Genomic DNA, 18,075 nt, shown 5'->3' on the forward strand with positions numbered 1-18,075 from the left:
CGCCGCACGATCCGGGCGTGACCGCCCCGGCGGCAACCGCTCCGGCGGCAGGCTTCCCCTCGGCCGCCCTGCAATTGCTGGCGCGCTGCGGCCATACCTGCACCGACAGCTGCAACTACACCTGCGGCGGCCAGAGCTGCGGCCACACGACCGGCATTTTCGACACCCTCGCCAGCCTGGTCAATCCGGCCACGCGCGCCCTGGAGACGCTCGATCCGGGCGTGACTGCCCCGGCGGCAACCGCTCCGGCGGCAGGCTTCCCCTCGGCCGCCCTGCAATTGCTGGCGCGCTGCGGCCATACCTGTACCGACAGCTGCAGCTACACCTGCGGCGGCCAGAGCTGCGGCCACACGACAGGCGTCTTCGACACCCTCGCCAGCCGGATCAATCCGGCGCTGGGCGGCATGACGGGGATCCGGTAGTGGCCGGCCGGGCGGCAAGCGGTTTCCAGGGCCGGCCCGGACGCCATTGCCGCGCCGCGCCGCCCGGCATCGTGAGCGGCATGTAGGCGCGCGTGCGATGCGATGTGGCCGGTTCTGCTGGCCCGTCGCATCGCTTTCGATCATTTTTCTGTCTTGACAGAGCGATGCCATGGACGATGCTTGCTTCGCCCGATTGATCGCGCAGTTACGCGACCACCCACAAGATTTTCATTGTGGGAACACCGATATCAACAGCTGCGGCCATGCCGCCAACGCCGTTTCCGGCGTGCCTGGTATGGCCTTCTTCAACCGTGGGCCCGTCCGGCGCATCAAGCACGCCCGGAACGATGCCTCCACCGTTTGGAAATGAGCCCCTACGTGAACCCGACCAACGACGGCACGCTGCCGACCCAACCCTCCTATCTCGACCACCTGCGCCATGCGGGTTTGCCCCCTGCACAGAGCGGCGTGTGGCTGATGGTCGCTCAAACCACCCGTGTGCAAGGCTGGAAGCTGCACATTTCGAGCGTGCCCGCCGAGGCCCACGCCCTGCTCGCCGTTCTGATTCCGCTCTTGCGCGACGCCAGAGTGCCGTTCAAGATCGCTCGCGACAGCACCATCCTGGGACTGCTTAACGAAGGCAGCCTGGGCGCTACCCAGGTTGGCAAGTTTTGCACGATCTACCCGGAAAACGATGCCGGCGCCGCCGCGCTCGCCGCCCGGCTGGTCATCGCGACACAGGGCTTCAACGGCCCCGTGATCACGTCGGACATGGCCTTGGGCAACCTCGTGTATGCGCGTTATGGCGGCTTCAACACGATCGTCGAACGCGATCTGCTCGGCCAGCACCGCCTCTACATCCGTGGCGCAAAGGGCGAACTCATCCCCGACGCCTATACCCAGCCCTTCGTGCCGCCGGCCTTCGTGAGTTGCCCGTTCGACCCTCCGGCGGCGGCGCCGGCAACGAGCGCGGTGAGCGTCGAAACGCGCGGCCCGGCCATGTTCGGGCCCGGCTATGTGCTGGTCGATATCATCAAGCGCCACGCCAAGGGCAACGTCTACCTGGCGATCGCGGCGCGCTCGCAGCACAGCGTGGCCGGACGGGTCATCAAGGAAGGGCGCAAGCATTGTTTGTCGGATATCCACGGGCGCGACATCCGGGTGCGGCTGCAACGCCAGGGCGCGATCCACGCCACGCTCAAGGGCGTGGCGCCGGTGCCCGCGTGCGACCCGTACTTCGAGATCGACGGCAACGGTTATCTGCCGATGACCTTCCTGGCGGGCGTCGACCTGGAACAGGCGGTGCAAACAGCGTTGGGCAACGGTCCCTGGCATGCGGCGGGGCGCGACGCCAGGCTGCGCCTGCTGGGCGCCTTGCGTCAGCTGGTCGACGCCGTCGAACGCCTGCACGGCGCCGGCTTCGTGCACCGCGACCTGAGCGTGTCGAATGTCTGGCTCGGCGACGATGGACAAACCTATTTGCTCGATCTGGAACTCGGGCAGCATGTCGCCGATCTGGCGCCCGTGTTCGGCAAGGGAACGCCGGGCTTCATGGCGCCCGAGCAGGAGGCGGGCGCGGCGCCGGCGTTCGCGCAGGACATCCACGCCGTTGCCGCGCTGGTGCTGTTCACCTTGACCGGGATCGATCCGCGCCGCACCTTGTATGCGCGCGGCGCGGCGCGCGCCAGCAATATCGGCTATCTTGCCGCCTCGGTGCCGGAGGCGCTGATCGGCGTGGTGCTGGCCGGCCTTGCCGACGACCCTGGCGCCCGGCCCGCGCTGGCCGAGATGCGGACCCAACTTGCGGCCTTCGAGGCGAGCCTGCGCGACGGGGCGCCGCTGCCGGCCGGTCCGCCGCGCCAGGCGTCCGGCGGCATCGACTTCGACGCCTGGGCACGGCGCGCCGGACGTGGTTTGACCGGGCATACGCACTGCGACCGCGCCTCGGGCCTGTGGCTGTCGGCCGCCATCGCGAATGCCTCGAGCGGCGACAGCGCCCCTTCGTACGAGTTGCGGCGCGGCGCCAACCGCGGAGTGTCGGGCGTGGTCTACGTCCTCTCGCGGCTGTACCGCACGGGATTGGCGGGCGGTACAGCCGCAGCGGCGCTCGCCCGGGCGGCCGAGTGGCTGCTGTCCGAGGCGCCGACGGGGGACAGCGGCATGCCCGGCCTGCACTTCGGCGACGCCGGCGCGGCGGTCGCACTGGCCGAGGCGGTCCAGGCCGGCCTGCTCCCGCAATCGCAAGGCCTGCACGACTGGATGGACCGCGTGTTCGCCGCGCCCATTGCCTGGCCCGACATCACCCATGGCGCCGCCGGCCAGGGCCTGGCAGCCATGATGTGCGCGCGCAGCCTGGGCCGGGACGCGCCGCTGGCCATGGCGCACCGCTGCGCGCGCTACCTGCTCGACACCCAGGCGCAGGACGGTTCGTGGACCATGCCCGACGGCGTAGACGGCATGTCCGGCGAAACCTTGCCCGGCTTTGCGCACGGGGTGTCCGGCATGGCGTTCTTCCTGCTGGAGTATGGCGTGCGTTTCAAGCACGCCGCCTGCCGCGCCGCCGCCACGCGCGGCCTGGCCTGGGTCGAACAGCAGATCTTGCCCGATGGCGGCGCCCGCGGCGCGCACTGGCGCTACAGCGACCGCAACGAGGCGGTCTGGCACTGGTGGTGCCACGGCGCCCCCGGGATCGCGCTGGCGTTCCTGCGCGCCTACCGCTATTCGCGCGACCCGGCGGCGGCGCTGATCGCGCGGCGTGCGCTGGCCGGTATCGACCCCGAAGTGCGCGCGGTCAACCTCACCGTTTGCCACGGATTGAGCGGCCTGGGCGAGATTTTCCTGGAAGCGGCCGAGACCCTGGGCGAGAGCGCCTACCGCGACAAGGCCGCCACCCTGGCCGGCACCATCGTGCACCTCGGGAACCACTGTGCCGACGGCGGCGTGGTCTGGCTGTCGGAAGACCCGACGGCGGCAACGGCCGACCTGATGGTCGGCATGGGCGGCATCGCCCACTTCCTGGCGCGTCTGGGCGGCCGCGGGAAAGAGCTGAGCTTTCCGCTGCTGCCATAAGTGTTCCCTCGTCCATGCTTTCGGCCGCTCCGGGAGCATGGGCAGGCATCCGCATGACGCGTTTTACGTCGTCTGTTCCGTCAAATCGACCGCCCATCGCGCGGCGCTGGAGCGCCATCGCCGTCCCCCCTACAGTCATGATCAAGCACGCCGCGCCCGCGGCTGCCCGCAAAGTAGAAAAATAGTTCTAGACAAAAGTATCTAGATATTTTATTCTACATTCACCCTTTGACGGAGAGACCATGCACGCAGGAACCCACCCATGAACGCCATGCTTTCCGTCATCGTGCCCAGCCTGGGCTGGGCCTTGCTCGACTTTGTCTGGCAGGGATTGTTGATCGGCTGCCTGGCCGCGATCGGCATGGGATTGCTGCGCGGCGCGCGGCCCCAGCTGCGCTACGCCGTCGGCTGCGCCGCGCTGCTGCTGTGCGCCGCCTTGCCGCTGGCTGGAACAGTGCAGCGCATGCTCGATGCGCAGGCCGCGGCCACCACCATCCTGCCGCTGCGCGCCATCGCCATGCCGGCCGGCGAAGCCGATGCGCCGATGCTGGCCGCGCAGGTCGCCAGCTGGGAACCGGTGTTGCAGCAGCGCTTGCCCCTGCTAATGTTTTTCTGGAGTTGCGGCGCCGGCCTGCTGGCGCTGCGCTTGATGCTCGGGCTGGCCTGGGTGCGCCGTCGCAGCCAACCGGGCCGCTACTTGCGCGACCCCGCCTGGCAGGCGAGGGTGGACCGGCTGGCGCTGCGTTTCGGCGTGGCGCGCAAGGTCGCGCTGGGGCTGGTGCACGACTTGCCCGGCCCGGTGACGGCCGGCTGGTGGCGCCCGGTGATCCTGGTGCCGGCTTCGCTGGTGAGCGGCATGCCGCCCGACTTGCTCGAAGCCCTGCTGGCGCACGAAATGGCGCATATCAAGCGCTTCGATTACCTGGTCAACCTGATCCAGAGCGCGATCGAAATGGTGCTGTTCTATCACCCGGCGGTGTGGTGGCTGTCGCACCGGGTGCGGATCGAGCGCGAACAGATTGCAGATGATTTAGCAGCAAGCATGCTCGGCGAACCGCGGCGTCTGGCGCTTGCATTATCCGAACTGGACCAGTTCCAGTTCTCCACCCCTCAACTCGCCCATGGGGCTCACGGAGGAAATCTTATGTCCCGCATCAAACGCCTGGTCCGCCCGGATACCGAACCACTGAACTGGAAGATGGCGCTGCCGATTCTCGGCCTGTCGGCCGCCTGCGCCGCCTTTTACGCCAACGCCCAGACAGCGCCGCCGGCGCCGGCGACAGCCGTGCGCGCCGACCGCGCGCCGGCGGTCGCGCCAGCCCCGCCGGCCCCGCCGGCACCCACGGCGCGGCCAGCCATCCCGGCCTTGCGCGCCGCCGCAGCCGTTCCCGCCGCGCCGATGGATGTGGCGCCGGTACCACCGGCGCCACCCGCTCCACCGGCGCCACCGCGTCTTCCCGTCAGCATCACCAAGGCCCCTGGCGAGATGTCGTATGCGCTGGTGCAGGGACCCGAGCGCAAGGGCATGTTAAGTGGCGACAGCCGCGATGTCGACGACATCGCCGCCGCCAAGCACACCGTCCAGGGGGACTTTTTGTGGTTCCGCCAGGGCGATCAGGCGTACGTGGTGCAGGACCCGGCCCTGATCGCCAAGGTTTCCGCCGCCTACGCGCCGCTCAAGCACCTCGGCGCCCAGATGGAGGTGCATGGCAAGGAAATGGAAAAGCACGGCAAGGTGGTCGAGCAATTGGGCCGCGAGATGGAACACAAGGCCGGCGCCAGCCATCCCGAACATGCCGAGACGCGCCGTATCGCCGGCCTGATCGCGGCGCTGGCGCCGCAGCAAGCCCGTTTGCAGCGCGAGATCGTGCAGCTCGAGCGCCAGATCGACGACGCCGGCGGCCCGACCCGCGCGCAGTTGTCGGCCAGGCGCGACCAGCTCAATGTCAAGCTGAGCGACATTGAACGCCAGCTCGACGTGCAGCACGCGCACCTCGAGCGCCAGCACGGCAAGGTCGAGCAGGCGCGCGCGCCGGTCGACGCCATCGGCGAGCAAATGAAAGAAGCGGGCAAGCCGATGGACGCGCTGGGTAAAAAGATGAACGTGCTGGGGCGCGAGATGGACCAGCACGCCAAAGCGGCCGAGCGCGTGATGCGCGAGGTGCTGCGCGACGCCGTCGCGCGCGGCCTGGCGCGGCCGGTGCCTGGGCCACGCGCGCCCGGCCTCGCAATGTTAACTTAATTGCATGTCTATTGTGCAATGGTTTAGAATCACGCTTCCGGCCGTGCCGGAAGCGTTACCACCATCGACTCACAGTGAAGGAAAACATGAACAAAGCTCTACGCCTTGGTTTTGCGGCGATTGCCGTGCTGTGCGCCGCCCAAGCGCATGCCGCCCCGCTTGACATTGAGGGACGCTGGGTCATCGACCTGGCGCCCATGGTCGCGCAGGCCAAGGCCATGAACGGCGGCGAAAAAGAGATTGCCCAGCTTGAGCGCACCTTCAAGGACGGCGTGATGGTGATCGATGCAAAAAGCGTCAAGCTGGCGCTCGCCGGGGACGACGCCAAGCCGCTCAGCTATCCCTACAAGATCGTCGCCGCCGATCCGGACAAGCCGCAGTGCGTCAACCTGCTGATGGCGGCCTTGCCCAAGCCGCTCGCGTATTGCCTCAGCGATGGCGTACTGTCGGTCAACGATCCGGCCAGCGCCCTGGTATCGAAGTATCGCCGCGCCGAGCCGGCCAAAGCCGGCGCCACTGCCAGGGATGCGGCCAGGGCCGACGGCGCGACCCCGGCGCCAGCCGGCGGCCGGGAAGCCCGTTCGCCAGCGAAAGCGTCGCCGTCCGATGGCGGCGCGCCGGTATAATCACGGGATGCAAAATCTCCTCCACAACCTCAATCCCGAACAACTCGCCGCCGTCACCCTGCCGCCGCAGAGCGCCCTGATTCTCGCGGGCGCCGGCTCCGGCAAGACGCGCGTGCTGACGACCCGCATCGCCTGGCTGATCCAGACCGGCCAGGTTTCGCCGGCCGGGATCATGGCGGTGACGTTTACCAACAAGGCCGCCAAGGAAATGACGACGCGCCTGTCGGCCATGCTGCCGGTGAGCACGCGCGGCATGTGGATCGGCACTTTCCACGGCTTGTGCAACCGCTTCCTGCGCACCCATTACCGCGATTGCGCGCTGCCGCAAACCTTCCAGATCCTCGATTCGCAGGATCAGTTGTCGATGATTAAACGTTTGTTGAAAGCGAACAATGTCGATGACGAAAAGTACCCGGCCAAGAACCTGATGTATTTCATCAACAACGCCAAGGACCAGGGCTTGCGCGCCAACCGGGTCGAGGCGCACGACCCGATCGAACGCAAGATGGTCGAGTTGTACGATCTGTACGACAATCAGTGCCAGCGCGAAGGCGTGGTCGATTTTGCCGAACTGCTGCTGCGCGCCTATGAGTTGCTGCAACGCAACCAGCCGCTGCGCGAGCATTACCAGGCGCGCTTCAAGCACATCCTGGTCGACGAGTTCCAGGATACCAACGACCTGCAATACAATCTGCTCAAGCTGCTGGCGGGGCAGGGCCAGCAGGTGGCCGGCGCGCTGTTCGCCGTGGGCGACGACGACCAGAGCATTTACGCCTTTCGCGGCGCCAATGTCGGCAACATGAGCGCCTTCGAGCGCGAATTCCGGGTCGAAAACCTGATCAAGCTCGAGCAAAACTACCGCTCGCACGGCCACATCCTCGACAGCGCCAACCACCTGATCGCCAACAACAGCAAGCGCCTGGGCAAGAACCTGCGCACCGATGCCGGTCACGGCGAGCCGGTGCGCATCTACGAAGCCTCGTCCGACCTGGAAGAGGCGCAGTGGATCATCGAGGAAGCGAAGAGCCTGATGCTTGAAGGTGCGCTGCGCAGCGAGATCGCGATTCTGTACCGCTCCAATGCGCAGTCGCGCGTGATCGAGCATGCGCTGTTCGCCGCCGGCCTGCCGTACACCGTGTATGGCGGCCAGCGCTACTTCCAGCGCGCCGAGGTCAAGCACGCCATCGCCTACCTGCAACTGATGGACAATCCGCACAACGATTCGGCCTTTTTGCGGGTGGTGAACTTCCCCACGCGCGGCATCGGCATGCGCTCGATCGAGGCGCTGCAGGCGGCCGCCGAGCAGTACGGCATTTCGCTGTACGCGGCGGTGCCCTACGTGGCGGGCAAGTCGGGTTCTTCGCTGAACAGTTTTGTGAAGCTGGTCGAAGGCGCCCGTTTCGAGACCGGGCAACTGGCGCTGCCCGAAATGGTGCGCGTGGTGCTCGAAGCGAGCGGCCTGCTGCAGCACTACCAGAACGAAAAAGAAGGCGCCGACCGCATCGAGAACCTGGAACAGATGGTCAATGCGGCCACCCAGTTCGTGCAGGAAGAAGGCTTCGGCCAGGGCGCGCCGGCCTACCTTGGTCCCAAGACCTACGCCAGCGTGGGCGAGATGCTGGTCGAAGGCGACGGCGTCGAGATCATCGACGCCGATACGCCGCTGAACGTGGTCATGTCGCCGCTGTCGGCGTTTTTGTCGCACGCCTCGCTCGAAGCGGGCGACGCCCAGGCCCAGGCCGGGCAGGATGCGCTGCAACTGATGACGGTGCACTCGGCCAAGGGACTCGAATTTGACGCCGTGTTCATCACCGGCCTGGAAGAAGGCCTGTTCCCGCACGAGAGCAGTTCGCGCGAGATGGATGGGGTGGACGAAGAGCGTCGCCTGATGTACGTGGCCATCACGCGCGCGAGGAAGCGCCTCTACATGAGTTTTACGCAGTCGCGCATGCTGCACGGGCAGACCCGCTACAACATGAAATCGCGCTTCTTCGACGAGCTGCCCGAAGAGGCGCTCAAGTGGATTTCGCCGCGCGTGCAATCGCACTGGTTCGGCAACAAGAAGTCGAGCTGGGACGACGCCAAGTTTACCGGCGGCTCGGACAACAAGATCGCCCAGCAGATCGCGCAAAAAGCGGCCAGCAACGGGCCGGGATGGCGCATCGGCGAATCGGTGGCGCACGCCAAGTTCGGCGAAGGGGTGATTGTCAATATCGAGGGTGGCGGGAGCAACGCGCGCGCGCAGATCAATTTCGGCAAGGCCGGCATGAAAGTGCTCGACCTGTCGGTCGCCAAGCTCGACCGGGTCGGACGCTGAAGCGGCGCGGCGGCGGACTCCGGTCCGCCGCCGCGTTCCTTACTTGGACTCGACTTGCGCGGGCAGCAGGGACGGGTCGCCGAAGATCTGGCGGTAGGCGGCAAAGATCGCGCATTGCAGCAGCAGCATGAACTGAAGCATCAGCCAGAGGATGGCAATCTGCCCGCCCTTGCTGCTGCCCAGTACCATCCCCACCAGCAGCGAGGCGCCGAAGAACATGGCGACCCATGCCATGAGCATCAGCACGAACGGGCGGATCGCCCCGAACAGCCCGAACACGCTGTAAAAGGTCGCCTTGCCCGGTTTCATGTGCTGCCAGTAGGCCAGCGCCGGCGCAAAGCACATCAGCAGCAGCGCCAGCCCTTGCAGCAGGCCGGCCAGCAACACCACCTGCATGTCGGCCGGGCTGATCTTGATGGCGCCGCGTTCGGCCAGCGGCACGCTCATCTGCTTGATGAAGTCGGGCGAGATCATGAAGGCCGGAATCAAGCCGAGCACGATCGATATCAACAGATAAATCAGGCCCAGCTTGCACAGGCGGGTCAGGGCCGGCTGGCGAAAACCGGTCAGCAGCACGCCGGGCGTGACCGACTGGTCTTGCCCGATCAGGTTACAGGCCTGCATGATCGCCATGCCGAACGAGGGAAGCAGCACCATCGTCAGGATTTGCCCCAGCACGGGAATGGTGGCCAGGGTCAGGCTCATCAGAAGAATCGCGAACAGCAGCATCGTGAGGATGGCCGGCTGCTTGCGGAACAGGGCAAAGCCCTGCTTGATCCAGTACCATCCGGTGATGGCGGGGAGGCGGCTCATGCGAACAATCCTGGGGCGGGGGTGGCGATGCGTTCGCGCAGGATACGCTCGAAATGGGTCGGGTCGTGCGGCGTGAGCATTTCGGCTTCGCGCGGCAGGTAAAGGTCGTACAGGCGTGAGAGCCAGAAGCGCAGCGCGGCGGCGCGCAGCATCGGCTGCCAGGCGGCTTGCTCGTCGGCCGTGAACGGGCGCACCGCGTGGTAGGCGTCGAGCAGGGCGCGCACGCGGGCCGCGTCGAGCACGCCGGTGTCGACGGCGATGCACCAGTCGTTGACGGTGACGGCCACGTCGAACAGCCAGGTGTCGCAGCCGGCGAAATAGAAGTCGAAGAAACCGGTCAGGCGCTCGCCGATGAACATCACGTTATTGCGGAACAAGTCGGCATGGACCGGACCGCGCCCGAGGCGATGGTAATGGTCGCAGGCCGCGAACGCGCTCTGGAAATGCATCTCGGCGCGCAGCAGGTGGGCGTTATGGTCGTCGAGGAAGGGCAGCACCAGCGGCGTGGTCTCGTTCCACCAGTCCAGCCCGCGCAGGTTCGGCTGCTGCAGCGCAAAGTCGCGTCCGGCCAGGTGCATCTTCGCCAGCATGGTCCCGACGGCGGCGCAGTGGACCGCTTGCGGCGCCATTTGCGAGCTGCCTTCGAGTTTGCTGACGATGGCGGCCGGCTTGCCGTGCAGCGGCACCACCAGCTCGCCCGCCTGGTCCGGCACCGGAGCGGGAACCAGCACGCCGCGCTCAGCCAGATGGCGCATCAGCTGAAGATAAAACGGCAGCTGAGCGAATGTCAGGTTCTCGAAAATCGTCAGCACGTACTCGCCGCGCTCCGTATCGATGAAAAAATTACTGTTTTCGATGCCGGAACTGATCCCTTTGATGGCGATAGCGTTTCCCAAAGGAAACTTCTTCAACAACAAAGTCAGGTCATCCAGGGTGACCGCGGTAAAAACTGCCATGTGAAAGCGAAGGGTAAGGTAAGTCGATCGATATCGTTACCCGCGCGCCAGGGAAGGGCGCGGGCCGATGGGGGGATTACTTGCTTGACGCCGGTGGTGGCGCCGGTGCGGCTTCGGTCTCGGCGGCGGCTTCGCTGGCGGCCTTTTTCTTCTTGTTCAGGTCGAATTCACCGACTTGCCATTGGGGGCCGCGCAGGGATGAGCCGTTGGCGTCGAGCCCTGAACTGCCGGCGGCGGGATTGGTGCCCTTCATCGTATAGCTGCTCTTGCCGGATTTAACTTTCACTTCCGTGGTGCGGCCGTTTTCGCGTTTCTCGCTGATTTTCGGCTCGTTGGCGCGCGGCGCCACGATCGCGGGCGCCAGGTTGCCATCGTCGAGGCGTTCGAGCTTGGGCGGGGCGTCGCTCGGCTTGGCTTGCTGGGCGCCGGCCAGGCTTGCCGAAGCGAGCAGGCACAGGGCCAGGAGATTGCGGAAAGTGGAAGTGCGCAGCATGATAGGGTCGCCTTTTGATCGTGTAGTCCATTGTAACAAACCCCCGCCCCGCCTGTGGAAACACATCGCACAAGCTCCCGACCCGCCTGCACGCGCCATCCTCCCCCTCCAACCGGGGTCTGACCTCTGATTAGCAACAAAACCGCCGAAACCGATAACCGGGGTCAGAGCTTTAATTAGCAACACCACGGCTGTAAGCAGTAATGTCGGTTCAAAACTGCGTACAAGCTGCACTTAAGCAAGCAATTGCCGCCCAAAGGTACCGGACATGGGACAAATCCAGTTCGTGCCACGCCATATGTTGCAAGTTAAAGCTCTGACCCCGGTTCCGGGGGAAAACGTTGCTAGTCAGAGGTCAGACCCCGGTTCGGGCTTCGGGGCTGGCGCGCTTTCTGCGATAATGACCGGTACGCTGCCGCGCCCTTTTTTGTCCCGGCTCAACCTCATTTTTGGCACTATGCAAAATACCCTGCTGTTAGTCGACGGTTCCAGTTATCTGTACCGTGCTTTTCATGCCCTGCCCGATCTGCGCAGCCCGGATGGCCATCCCACCGGCGCCATGCATGGCATGGTCAATATGTTGCGCCGCCTGCGCCAGGATTATCCGGCCGCGTTTATCGCTTGCGTGTTCGATGCCAAGGGCAAGACCTTTCGCGACGATATGTATCCGGAATATAAGGCCACGCGCGCGTCCATGCCGGATGACCTGCGCCTTCAAATCGAGCCGATCCACGAAGTGGTGCGCCACATGGGCTGGCCGATCCTGATGGTGGACGGCGTCGAAGCCGACGATGTGATCGGCACCTTGTCGGTCCAGGCTTCCAGGCTGGGCATGAATACCGTGGTCTCCACCGGCGACAAGGACCTGGCGCAGCTGGTCAACGACAAGGTCACGCTGATCAACACGATGAGCAACGAGAAGCTCGACGAGGCCGGCGTTCTGGCCAAGTTCGGCGTGCCGCCCAACCGCATCATCGATTACCTGACCCTGATCGGCGATACCGTCGACAATATTCCCGGCGTGGCCAAGTGCGGCCCGAAGACCGCCCTCAAGTGGCTGGCGCTGCACGACAGCCTCGATGGCGTGATCGCCAACGCGGCCTCCATCGGCGGCGCGGTCGGCGAGAACCTGCGCCAGGCGCTCCCGTGGCTGCCACAGGGCCGCGCCCTGATCACCGTCAAGACCGATTGCGACCTGGCCGGACACATGGTTTCGATCGCCGACACCCTGGTGGCGCAGCCGGAAAACAAGGAGGGCCTGAAGGCCTTCTTCGAGCGTTATGGCTTCAAGACCCTGCTGCGCGAAGTGGTCCAGCGCGACGACGAGGGCGCCCCGCGCGCGCTGCTCAATTCCCCGGAGGGCGACTTGTTCCCGGGCGCGCTGGTGCCGGTCATGCGCGGCGAGTACGAAACGGTGGTCGCCGAGGCCGACCTGGAACGCTGGCTGGCCCTGGTCGATGCCGCCGAGCTGACTTCGGTCGATACCGAAACCACCTCGCTCGACCCGCTGACGGCGCAGATGGTCGGCATATCGCTGTCGGTCGAAGCGGGCAAGGGCGCCTATATCCCGCTGGCGCACCGCTACGCCGGCGTGCCCGAACAACTCGATCGCGAGGCGGTCCTGGCGCGCATGAAGCCATGGCTGGAAGACCCGTCCAAGCCCAAGGTCGGCCAGAACCTCAAGTACGACAGCCATATTTTCGCCAACCATGGCGTGACCCTGCGCGGCATCGTGCACGACACCTTGCTCGAGTCGTATGTGTTCGAGTCGCACAAGCCGCACGACATGGACAGCATGGCCCTGCGCCACCTGGGCTACACCACGATTCCGTTTGTCGATGTATGCGGCAAGGGCGCCGGCCAGATCTGCTTCGACCAGGTGGAACTGGGCCGCGCGACCGAATACGCGGCCGAGGATTCCGACATCACCCTGCGCCTGCACCAGGCCATGAAGGGCCATGTCGAGAGCGACGAGAAGCTCAATTTCATCTATCGCCAGATCGAGCTGCCCACCTCCGTGGTGCTGCACAAGATCGAGCGCAACGGGGTGCTGATCGACGCCGAGCTACTCAATGTGCAGTCGGGCGAACTCGGTGCGCGCATCATGGAGCTCGAACAAAAGGCGTACGAGCTGGCCGGCGGCCCGTTCAACCTCGGTTCGCCCAAGCAGATCGGCGAGATCTTCTTCGGTAAACTCCAGCTGCCGGTGATCAAAAAGACCCCGAGCGGGGCGCCGTCGACCGATGAGGAGGTGCTGCAAAAGCTGGCCGAGGATTTCCCGCTGCCGAAAATCCTGCTCGAATACCGCGGCATGTCGAAACTCAAGTCGACCTACACCGACAAGTTGCCCAAGATGGTCAACCGCGAGACCGGCCGCGTGCACACCAACTACGCGCAGGCCGTCGCCGTGACCGGGCGCCTGTCGTCGAACGAACCGAATCTGCAGAACATCCCGATCCGCACGGCCGAAGGGCGCCGCATCCGCGAAGCCTTTATCGCCGGCCCCGGCAACGTGATCGTCTCGGCCGACTATTCGCAGATCGAACTGCGCATCATGGCCCATATTTCGGAAGACGCGGCCATGCTGCGCGCCTTTGCCGAGGGCGAGGATATCCACCGCGCCACCGCCGCCGAGATCTTCGGCGTGGCGCCGGCCGAGGTGCAGGGCGAGCAGCGCCGCTACGCCAAGGTGATCAACTTCGGCCTGATCTACGGCATGAGCGCCTTCGGGCTGGCCGCCAACCTGGGCATCGAACGCTCGGCGGCGCAAAACTATATCGACAAGTACTTCGCGCGCTTTTCGGGCGTGCGCCAGTACATGGAAGACACGCGCATGCAGGCCAAGGCGCGCGGGTATGTCGAAACCGTGTTCGGCCGGCGCCTGTGGCTGCCCGAGATTAATTCCCCGAACGGCCCGCGCCGCCAGGGCGCGGAACGGGCCGCGATCAACGCGCCGATGCAGGGCACTGCGGCCGACCTGATCAAGCTGGCCATGATCGCGGTGCAGGACTGGCTCGAGGCCGACCAGCTGGGCACGCGCATGATCATGCAGGTGCACGATGAACTCGTGCTCGAAGTGCCGCAGGCGGAACTGGAATTGGTCAAGTCCAGGCTGCCGCAACTGATGGCGGGCGTGGCGGCCCTGAAAGTGCCCCTGTTGGCTGAGGTGGGTATCGGTAAAAACTGGGATGAAGCGCACTAATAACTATTAAATAATGACTTACCTACTGAAAGAGGGAACGATGAAGAGCACATTTATCCGCCTTGGCACGGCAAGCACCGTAGTGGCCGCCATGGCCCTGACAGCCTGCGGCGGCGGCGGCGGCAACCCCGGCGCCAACGGCTCCACCACCCCGGGCACCGCTCCGCCGACGCTCGGCGGCACCGCCGGCACGCTCAACATTGCGCTGACCGATGCCCCGGCCTGCGGCTTCGACGCCGTCAACGTCACCGTCAAGAAGGTGCGCGTCCACCAGAGCGCGACCGCGGCCGATGCCGATCCCGGCTGGTCCGAGGTGGTGCTGGCGCCGGCGCGCAAGATCAATCTGCTCAACCTGGTCAATGGCGTGCTCGATCCGCTCGGTTCGGTCAGCGTGCCCGCCGGACGTTACACCCAGGTGCGCCTGATGCTCGATCCGAATACCGGCAATGGCTTCGCCAACAGCGTCACGCCGACCGCGACCAAGGTCGAAACGACCCTGGAAACCCCGGCGGCGGTGCAGGCCGGCGTCAAGATCGCCAGCGACTTCGAAGTCGTGGCGGGCCAGCCATACAACCTGGTGCTCGATTTCGATGCCTGCCGTTCGGTCGTCAACAAGGCGGGCGGCGGTTACCTGCTGACGCCGTCCGTGAGCGCCATGGCGGCCGCGGGCAGCGGCGTCAGTGGTTACGTCAGCACCTTGTTCTCGGCCAGCGGCGCGGTGGTGAGCGCCCAGCAAAACGGCAAGGTGGTCGGCAGCACCACGGTCAATCCATCCACCGGCGCGTTCGCGATCAGCCGCCTGAACCCGGGCGCCTATGATGTCGTGGTCGTCGCTTCCGGCCGCGCCGCAGCCGTGATCGGCAATGTGAGCGTGCCCGGCGGCGCCAGCAATATCGTCCTCGGCACGGTGGCCGCGCCGATCACCATGCCGGCCAGCCTGACACGCTCGATCAGCGGCACGGTCAGCATGCTGCCGCTCGCGCCAGCCGTCAGGCCGTACGTGAGCGCCTTGCAGACGGTGGCAAGCGGCAAGACCGTGGTGATCCAGGCGGTGGACGCGGCCGCCGGCACCGGCGCCTACGCGATCGGATCGCTGCCAGTCGCCGCGCCGCAGTACGCCACCTACAGCGCCACTGCGCCGCTGGTGTTCAGCAGCGCTGTGCCGACCCAGGGCGCGGGCAACTATCGCGTCGATGCGGTCGCCGCCGGCTACAGCGTCAAATCGGTGGCGTCGGTCAATGTCTTGAGCGGCGACCAGGCCAATATCAACCTGCAACTGACGCCGTAACATTCCCGTAAGGTAAGGCCTTGCGCCGGGTTTGCCGCCCGGCGCAAGGCGGCGCCATTGGCGCCGAACTGGGCGGCAGACGCTGCGGAGCGGTACAATGCCCGGCTTGCGATCGTCGCAAGTGTCGTTCAAGAGGCTTCCAAATCGATTCGACCCTTATTTCCATCCTGCTGGCAACGACCATCGGGGGTGTGCTCAGCATTTCCGCCGCCGCGGTGTTTTCGTTCGCCCTGCTCTCGAAGATGGTCGAGCGCATGGTCAGCCTGTCGGTCGGCATCATGCTGTCGACCTCGCTCCTGCATGCCTTGCCGGAAGCGTTCGAGTCGGGCGCCGATCCGCGCCGCCTGTTCGCCACCTTGCTGGCCGGTTTGCTGGCATTTTTCATGCTGGAAAAGTTCGCCATCCTGCGCCATTCGCATCATCACGAAGGCGATGGTCACCACCATGCTCACGGGCACGACAAGCGCGAGGCGGGCAAGGCCGGCTGGATGATCCTGCTGGGCGATGGCATGCACAATTTTACCGACGGCATCCTGATCGCCGCCGCCTTCCTGGCCAATCCGGAACTGGGCATCGTGACCGGGCTGGCCATCATCGCCCATGAAATCCCGCAGGAAATCGGCGATTTCATCGTCTTGCTCAATGCCGGCTTTTCGCGCACCCGCGCCTATCTGTTCAACTTGCTGTGCAGTCTCATGGCCGTGGCCGGCGGCTTGCTCGGCTATTTCACCCTGGACCGCGCCAGCGGATTGATTCCTTACGTGCTGGTGTTCGCCTCCTCGGGCTTCCTGTACATTGCCGTGAGCGATTTAATGCCGCAGATGCAAAGACGAGCCACCGTGCGCGAATCCATTCCGCAAGTGTTGCTGATCGGCGTGGGCGTGCTGATCGTCTTGTTTCTCACCAACGGACGATAAACTTCGCAGCGGCATTTTCTTGCCGCTGGCAATGGAGTTTATTCCGCTCCGGATATCAAATTTCTTCCTGTTATTCACTTCGGGCGGCAATGCGCAGCGCATTTAGTCCCTGTCAATCCCGCGCTATTGTTTAGCTCGCCAGTCTCCTTATACTAAGCCCTGAAGCAGTAATCCGGTGAAGCGAGACCACCTTTTGCCTCGTAGCTAGTTTAGGAGGATATATGGCTGAAATCGTCCTGTTTGAACATGCCAATTATCACGGTGCTCATAAACATTTGTTCACTTCAGAAACCAATCTGAATGCACCCGATGATAATTTTTTCAATGACAAGATTTCATCGTTTGTCATCCTGTCGGGCCGCTGGCAGTTCTATCGCGACTCCAATTTCCAGGGACCAGCCTCGCGGGTATTCGGCCCGGGCCTGTATAACTGGGTGGAAGCGGTGAATATTCCGAACGATTCCATTTCGTCGGTCCGGCAGGTGTAACTGAAGCGGGATTGCCATGGCGGCGGTCGCGGCATGTCAATCGGACGCGCCCGCCGCCTTTATCTGCTAAGGAGGATATATGGCTGAAGTCGTGTTATACCAACATATCAATTTTCGGGGTCGCGAGAAACATTTATATGGGTCCGAGCCCAACCTGAATGCGCCGGACGATAATTTCTTCAATGATAAATGTTCCTCGTTCGTGGTGGTATCCGGCCGCTGGAAATTTTATCGCGACAGCAATTATCGCGGACCCGCATCGCGCGTATTCGGACCGGGCCGTTATTCCTGGGTCGAAGCGGTGGATATTCCCAACGATTCCATCTCGTCGGTGCGACTGATGTCGGCCTGATTCGCGGCCGCCATCGACATGGCAAGCGCAGTGGTCAATAATTTCAAGCGCTTGTCATCAAGCTGTCATACAGGTATGCCAGGCTGTGCTCATACAATAACAACAAAGGAGAATGAAAACATGCTCAGTACCGTCACCAGCCACATCAACACTTTCCGCGCCGCGCGGGTCGCGCATCAGTCGCCGTACCGGGCCCAGATGGCCGACCTCCCGGCCACGCTCTACCCCTTCTGGAAGCGCACGGCGCAACACGAATTCAAAGGCATCCCACAGGATGCCTTTTTTTTCGCCCGCGCCGCCGAAGGCCTGATGGCGTTTTTCGACTGCGTGCGCGACGCCAGCCTGCCGTGCGGCTTGCCCTCGATGGCGGCCGACTCGGTGTGGCACGCCTGGATGCGCCTCTCGCCGACCGGTTTGAACGCGTTCTGCCGCAAGCACTTCGGGCGCGTCATCCCGCACGTGGAAGCGCCCGAGATGAGCGGCGGCATGCGGCGCGCGCTGGCGGTCTGCCTGGTGCGGGCGCGCCGCATCGAGCGCATGCCGGTGGCCGGCCCCAACCTGCCGCGCCTGTTCGCGCTGGACCGCGTGCTGGCCATGCCGGGCGGCTGCGGCTACCTGCTGTTCAACGGCGAGGTGGCCTCGGTCGCCCTCGACGCGCGCGGGCGCGCGGCGGCCGTGCCGGCATACGCGGAGAGCTTGCGGCCAGCGCAGTTGCTGGCGGCCGGCCTGGTCACCGAAGAGGAATACGTGCGCCATGCGCGCCCGCGCCGCCCGCCCGGGGACAGCGCAACCGCTGACAGGCATGCGCTCTGCGGCAGCGCCGCCTACGAGGGGGGAAGCGATGCCGGCTGCGGTAGCGATTAGCCAGGGTTACCCAACTACAATGCAAC

15 protein-coding genes are annotated in these 18,075 nt (G+C 64.9%); 12 read left to right on the forward strand and 3 right to left on the reverse strand.

The genetic code is table 11. From position 1 onward, the window contains the following. The 6 genes from F2P46_RS18185 to F2P46_RS18210 form a co-directional block, all read left to right on the forward strand. A partial coding sequence (locus F2P46_RS18185; RefSeq protein WP_208296678.1) for a hypothetical protein occupies positions 1–422 on the forward strand: 422 nt, incomplete at its 5' end. A 169-nt stretch (positions 423–591) separates the two neighbouring features. Continuing rightward, a complete protein-coding gene (locus F2P46_RS18190) occupies positions 592–792 on the forward strand; it encodes a hypothetical protein (protein WP_166892583.1) in 201 nt (66 codons plus the stop codon). A gap of 8 nt (positions 793–800) precedes the next feature. Next, positions 801–3,491, forward strand: coding sequence for a lanthionine synthetase LanC family protein (locus tag F2P46_RS18195; protein ID WP_166892586.1), 2,691 nt, complete (start codon positions 801–803; stop codon positions 3,489–3,491). A 262-nt stretch (positions 3,492–3,753) separates the two neighbouring features. Continuing rightward, positions 3,754–5,733 (forward strand): M56 family metallopeptidase, encoded by a 1,980-nt coding sequence (locus F2P46_RS18200; protein ID WP_166892589.1) that lies wholly within the window; start codon positions 3,754–3,756, stop codon positions 5,731–5,733. Positions 5,734–5,819: 86 nt separating this feature from the next. After that, positions 5,820–6,359 (forward strand): hypothetical protein, encoded by a 540-nt coding sequence (locus F2P46_RS18205; RefSeq protein ID WP_166892592.1) that lies wholly within the window; start codon positions 5,820–5,822, stop codon positions 6,357–6,359. Between the two features lie 7 nt (positions 6,360–6,366). Then, entirely contained in the window at positions 6,367–8,676 is a 2,310-nt protein-coding gene (locus F2P46_RS18210; RefSeq protein ID WP_166892595.1) for a UvrD-helicase domain-containing protein, read from the forward strand. Positions 8,677–8,715: 39 nt separating this feature from the next. Here F2P46_RS18210 and F2P46_RS18215 read toward each other — a convergent pair whose 3' ends face one another. The 3 genes from F2P46_RS18215 to F2P46_RS18225 all read right to left on the reverse strand — a co-directional run bounded on the left by F2P46_RS18215 (position 8,716) and on the right by F2P46_RS18225 (position 10,938). After that, complete coding sequence (locus F2P46_RS18215; protein ID WP_166892598.1) at positions 8,716–9,489, reverse strand: BPSS1780 family membrane protein; 774 nt, start codon at positions 9,487–9,489, stop codon at positions 8,716–8,718. Beyond that, positions 9,486–10,445, reverse strand: coding sequence for a homoserine kinase (locus tag F2P46_RS18220; protein ID WP_166892601.1), 960 nt, complete (start codon positions 10,443–10,445; stop codon positions 9,486–9,488). The genes F2P46_RS18215 and F2P46_RS18220 overlap by 4 nt, the downstream gene beginning before the upstream one ends. Positions 10,446–10,521: 76 nt before the next feature. Next, complete coding sequence (locus F2P46_RS18225) at positions 10,522–10,938, reverse strand: hypothetical protein (protein WP_166892603.1); 417 nt, start codon at positions 10,936–10,938, stop codon at positions 10,522–10,524. A 457-nt stretch (positions 10,939–11,395) separates the two neighbouring features. Between F2P46_RS18225 and polA the strand changes: the two genes are divergently transcribed. The 6 genes from polA to F2P46_RS18255 all read left to right on the forward strand — a co-directional run bounded on the left by polA (position 11,396) and on the right by F2P46_RS18255 (position 18,049). Further along, on the forward strand, positions 11,396–14,140 hold the full coding sequence (gene polA / locus F2P46_RS18230; protein WP_166892606.1) for a DNA polymerase I: 2,745 nt from the start codon (positions 11,396–11,398) through the stop codon (positions 14,138–14,140). 40 nt (positions 14,141–14,180) lie between these two features. Beyond that, positions 14,181–15,428, forward strand: coding sequence for a DUF4382 domain-containing protein (locus F2P46_RS18235; RefSeq protein WP_166892609.1), 1,248 nt, complete (start codon positions 14,181–14,183; stop codon positions 15,426–15,428). A 167-nt stretch (positions 15,429–15,595) separates the two neighbouring features. Further along, a complete protein-coding gene (locus F2P46_RS18240; RefSeq protein WP_187362569.1) occupies positions 15,596–16,345 on the forward strand; it encodes a ZIP family metal transporter in 750 nt (249 codons plus the stop codon). Between the two features lie 221 nt (positions 16,346–16,566). Beyond that, entirely contained in the window at positions 16,567–16,833 is a 267-nt protein-coding gene (locus tag F2P46_RS18245; protein WP_166892612.1) for a beta/gamma crystallin-related protein, read from the forward strand. A 79-nt stretch (positions 16,834–16,912) separates the two neighbouring features. Then, positions 16,913–17,185, forward strand: a complete 273-nt coding sequence (locus F2P46_RS18250; protein WP_166892615.1) for a beta/gamma crystallin-related protein — start codon at positions 16,913–16,915, stop codon at positions 17,183–17,185. Between the two features lie 120 nt (positions 17,186–17,305). Next, on the forward strand, positions 17,306–18,049 hold the full coding sequence (locus F2P46_RS18255; protein ID WP_166892618.1) for a hypothetical protein: 744 nt from the start codon (positions 17,306–17,308) through the stop codon (positions 18,047–18,049). Positions 18,050–18,075: the final 26 nt, after the last annotated feature.

It is taken from the genome of Massilia sp. CCM 8734, from assembly GCF_011682155.1.
Classification (GTDB): domain Bacteria; phylum Pseudomonadota; class Gammaproteobacteria; order Burkholderiales; family Burkholderiaceae_D; genus Telluria_A; species Telluria_A rubra.

Coding starts and splice junctions, on each gene's coding strand:
- F2P46_RS18190 (WP_166892583.1), top strand. CDS start 592: ATGGACGATGCTTGCTTCGCCCGATTGATCGCGCAGTTACGCGACCAC.
- F2P46_RS18200 (WP_166892589.1), top strand. CDS start 3,754: ATGAACGCCATGCTTTCCGTCATCGTGCCCAGCCTGGGCTGGGCCTTG.
- F2P46_RS18205 (WP_166892592.1), top strand. CDS start 5,820: ATGAACAAAGCTCTACGCCTTGGTTTTGCGGCGATTGCCGTGCTGTGC.
- F2P46_RS18210 (WP_166892595.1), top strand. CDS start 6,367: ATGCAAAATCTCCTCCACAACCTCAATCCCGAACAACTCGCCGCCGTC.
- F2P46_RS18215 (WP_166892598.1), bottom strand. CDS start 9,489: ATGAGCCGCCTCCCCGCCATCACCGGATGGTACTGGATCAAGCAGGGC.
- F2P46_RS18220 (WP_166892601.1), bottom strand. CDS start 10,445: ATGGCAGTTTTTACCGCGGTCACCCTGGATGACCTGACTTTGTTGTTG.
- F2P46_RS18225 (WP_166892603.1), bottom strand. CDS start 10,938: ATGCTGCGCACTTCCACTTTCCGCAATCTCCTGGCCCTGTGCCTGCTC.
- polA (WP_166892606.1), top strand. CDS start 11,396: ATGCAAAATACCCTGCTGTTAGTCGACGGTTCCAGTTATCTGTACCGT.
- F2P46_RS18235 (WP_166892609.1), top strand. CDS start 14,181: ATGAAGAGCACATTTATCCGCCTTGGCACGGCAAGCACCGTAGTGGCC.
- F2P46_RS18245 (WP_166892612.1), top strand. CDS start 16,567: ATGGCTGAAATCGTCCTGTTTGAACATGCCAATTATCACGGTGCTCAT.
- F2P46_RS18250 (WP_166892615.1), top strand. CDS start 16,913: ATGGCTGAAGTCGTGTTATACCAACATATCAATTTTCGGGGTCGCGAG.
- F2P46_RS18255 (WP_166892618.1), top strand. CDS start 17,306: ATGCTCAGTACCGTCACCAGCCACATCAACACTTTCCGCGCCGCGCGG.